At 59.7% G+C, this 2514-nt stretch carries 3 protein-coding genes and 1 pseudogene; 1 reads left to right on the top strand and 3 read right to left on the bottom strand.

Annotated features, from left to right (window positions below):
* A partial coding sequence (locus ACWI8T_RS09420; protein ID WP_449138758.1) for a hypothetical protein occupies positions 1–212 on the top strand: 212 nt, incomplete at its 5' end.
* Positions 213–376: 164 nt separating this feature from the next.
* Here the strand turns inward: ACWI8T_RS09420 and ACWI8T_RS09415 are convergent.
* The 3 genes and pseudogenes from ACWI8T_RS09415 to ACWI8T_RS09405 form a co-directional block, all read right to left on the bottom strand.
* The gene (locus ACWI8T_RS09415; protein WP_449138757.1) at positions 377–1012 is read right to left on the bottom strand and encodes an MFS transporter; all 636 of its coding nucleotides are present in this window, start codon (positions 1010–1012) and stop codon (positions 377–379) included.
* 226 nt (positions 1013–1238) lie between these two features.
* Positions 1239–1691: pseudogene (locus ACWI8T_RS09410) on the bottom strand (MFS transporter); the annotation flags it as partial.
* A 117-nt stretch (positions 1692–1808) separates the two neighbouring features.
* Positions 1809–2514: nucleoside hydrolase (locus ACWI8T_RS09405; protein ID WP_449138756.1), on the bottom strand; the 706-nt coding region annotated here is incomplete at its 5' end.

Genomic DNA, 2514 nt, shown 5'->3' with positions numbered 1-2514 from the left:
CGTGGAATCGAATGATGGTCGGGTGGGATGTGTTCTTTGGCGAATGCATTCGAGTGCATTGGAACGTGTTCGATGCACTCGCCAGGGAACACCAAGCGCGGCTTGCTTTTGGCGAGGGAGTCGCGAGTGGGTCTTTTTGCTTAAAACTGGGGCTGTTTTGGCAGAAAACGCGACAATTAGGTCTTTTGAAACTTGCGAAATTTGAAAGATGACATCCAAATGTTGCTTCTCGAGGGCTATTTCTAGCGGGAAAGCCCTCGAGAAGCGAATTTGCCATCAACAAGAATACCTAGTCGCGGTGATTCCTGTCAGGAAGGTGCAACCTCGTGCAGAAGCGCCGGCTGTGCGACCGAACGCGCAGCCGGCGCAAATGAGACTAGCTGTTGTCGGCGTCCTCGGCCTTCGGAATAAAGAACGAAGTTGCCAGCGCCAGCGCCAGCAGGATGGCGCCCATGACCATGGCGGCAGCATAACCGCCGGCGGCGCCCGCCTGTGCGGCGTAGGCGTCCATAGCGGCGTACAGCACGGCGAAAGAAAGGCCTGCGCCCAGATTGAACGCGCCTGCGTTCATGCCCGGCAGGTAGCCTGTATTGTCTTTCGGGGAAAGCACGATGCCCAGGCCGTTCAGCATGATGTTCGCGGTGCCTGCATAGGAAATGCCCAGTACGACCGAAATCACGACAAGCGTGGCGATGCTCGTGTTGTGCGCGACGAAAATGCCGAACAGAGCACCCAAAATGGAAACTACGAGACCCGCGCGCAGCACAACGTGGTAGCCGAATTTGCTGGCCAGAACGCCGGCAACGGGGCCGAAGCACAGGCCGAGCAGCGCATACGGGGTTAGCGTGGCGAAGCTCACTACGTCGGCGCCCATAGCAACGCCACAGGCTTCGTCTTGCGCGATGGCGGGCACAACGCCGTTCATAATGGCGAACACGCCGGTCATGGTAAGCAGCGTGGTAAGCAGCAGGCCCCACGTGCGGCGCTGCTTCAGATAGTGGGTAGACACCATGGGGGGCGTCTTTCTTCTTTTCGATGTTCCAGAACACCACGAAGAACACGGCGGCAACCAACACCAGCACGGCCACCATCACGAGGTCGGCTTTAGCCAGCTTCTGAATCTCGTTGATGGCCAAGTAGGCGGAAAGAAACGCGATGCCGAGCGTAACCACGCCGGCCCAGTCCATTTTCGGCGAGCCTTCGGCCTTGCTTTCCTTCGAGCAGAACCACACGAGCACCACGGCGAGCACGGCAACGACGGCCATGCAGATGAACACCGAGCGGAAGCCGAAGTTGCCGGCAAGCCAGCCGCCCAGAATGGCGTCAACGCCTGCGATGCCGCCATTAACCGAGGTCAGAATGGCCATCAGCTTGGTATAACGGGCCTCTTCGGTCACTTGCGTATGCAGCATGATAAGGCACATAGGCACAACCGGGCCGGCAACGCCTTGCATGATGCGGCCTACCATGAGCATGGTCACGTCTTGCGCGGCGGCGCTCACGATGCAGCCGATGGCGGTAATCAGAAGCATGCCGCTGAGCACCTTCTTGCGGCCTGCGATGTCGGCCAGGCGGGGAAGGAACAGCGAGAACAGCGCGGCGGCCGTGAAGAACACCGTTTGCGTGTTGCCGATTTCGGTGGCGGTGGTGTGCAGCTCGTTTTGCATCGCCACAAGCGCGGGCGAGAGCATAGAAGCGTTGAGCTGGAAGGCGAAAATGGCCACGAGCAGCGCGACCATGAGGGCAACGATGTTCTTGCCGCCCTCGTCGAGAGTTTTGGGTTTGGTAGATTCAGCGGCCATGCGAACTTAGCCGATCCTTTCAATAGCGTCAGTCACGAGGTTCCAGAATTTGTCGAAGTCGAGCTTCGTTGCCACTTGGGTGTGGCATTCCTCGGCAGAAGGCTCCGGCCCGCGCAGGTCGGCAACCGTCATGCCCAGAGTGAGCTCGCTGTGAATTTCCACGTCGAGCGGGCAGCGGCGCGTTTCCACGCACGTGGGATCGATGAGGTAAGCGACCGTGCAGGGGTCGTGCACCGGCGGATCCACGAAATCTTGGTTGTCTTGGTAGGTCTTGCGGAAGAAGTCCATGAGGCCCGAGACGAATGTAGCGAGCGGCGTGCCAACTTCTTCGATCCTCTTTTGCGCGGCGGGCGTGCACAGCGCTTGGTGCGTGAGGTCGAGGCCAACCATGGTGAGCGGCCACTTCTCGTTGAACACGATATGGGCGGCTTCGGGGTCGACTTTGATGTTGAACTCGGCCACGGCACTCCAGTTGCCCACGTGGTAGCCACCGCCCATAAGCACGACTTCCTTCACGCGCTCAATGATGCGCGGCTCCATGCGCACAGCCATCGCGATGTTGGTGAGCGGGCCAGTGGGAACCAAAGTGATGGTGCCCGGCTCGCTTGCCATGATGGTTTCCACGATGTAGTTCACCGCGTGCTTCTGCTCGAGCGGGCGGGTTGGCACGGGCAGCTCGACGCCGTCCAGGCCGCTTTCGCCGTGAATCGAG

The organism is Slackia sp. (assembly GCF_977041755.1).
Note: the sequence above shows the minus strand (reverse complement) of the source record. Positions and strands in the feature narration are given on the sequence as shown.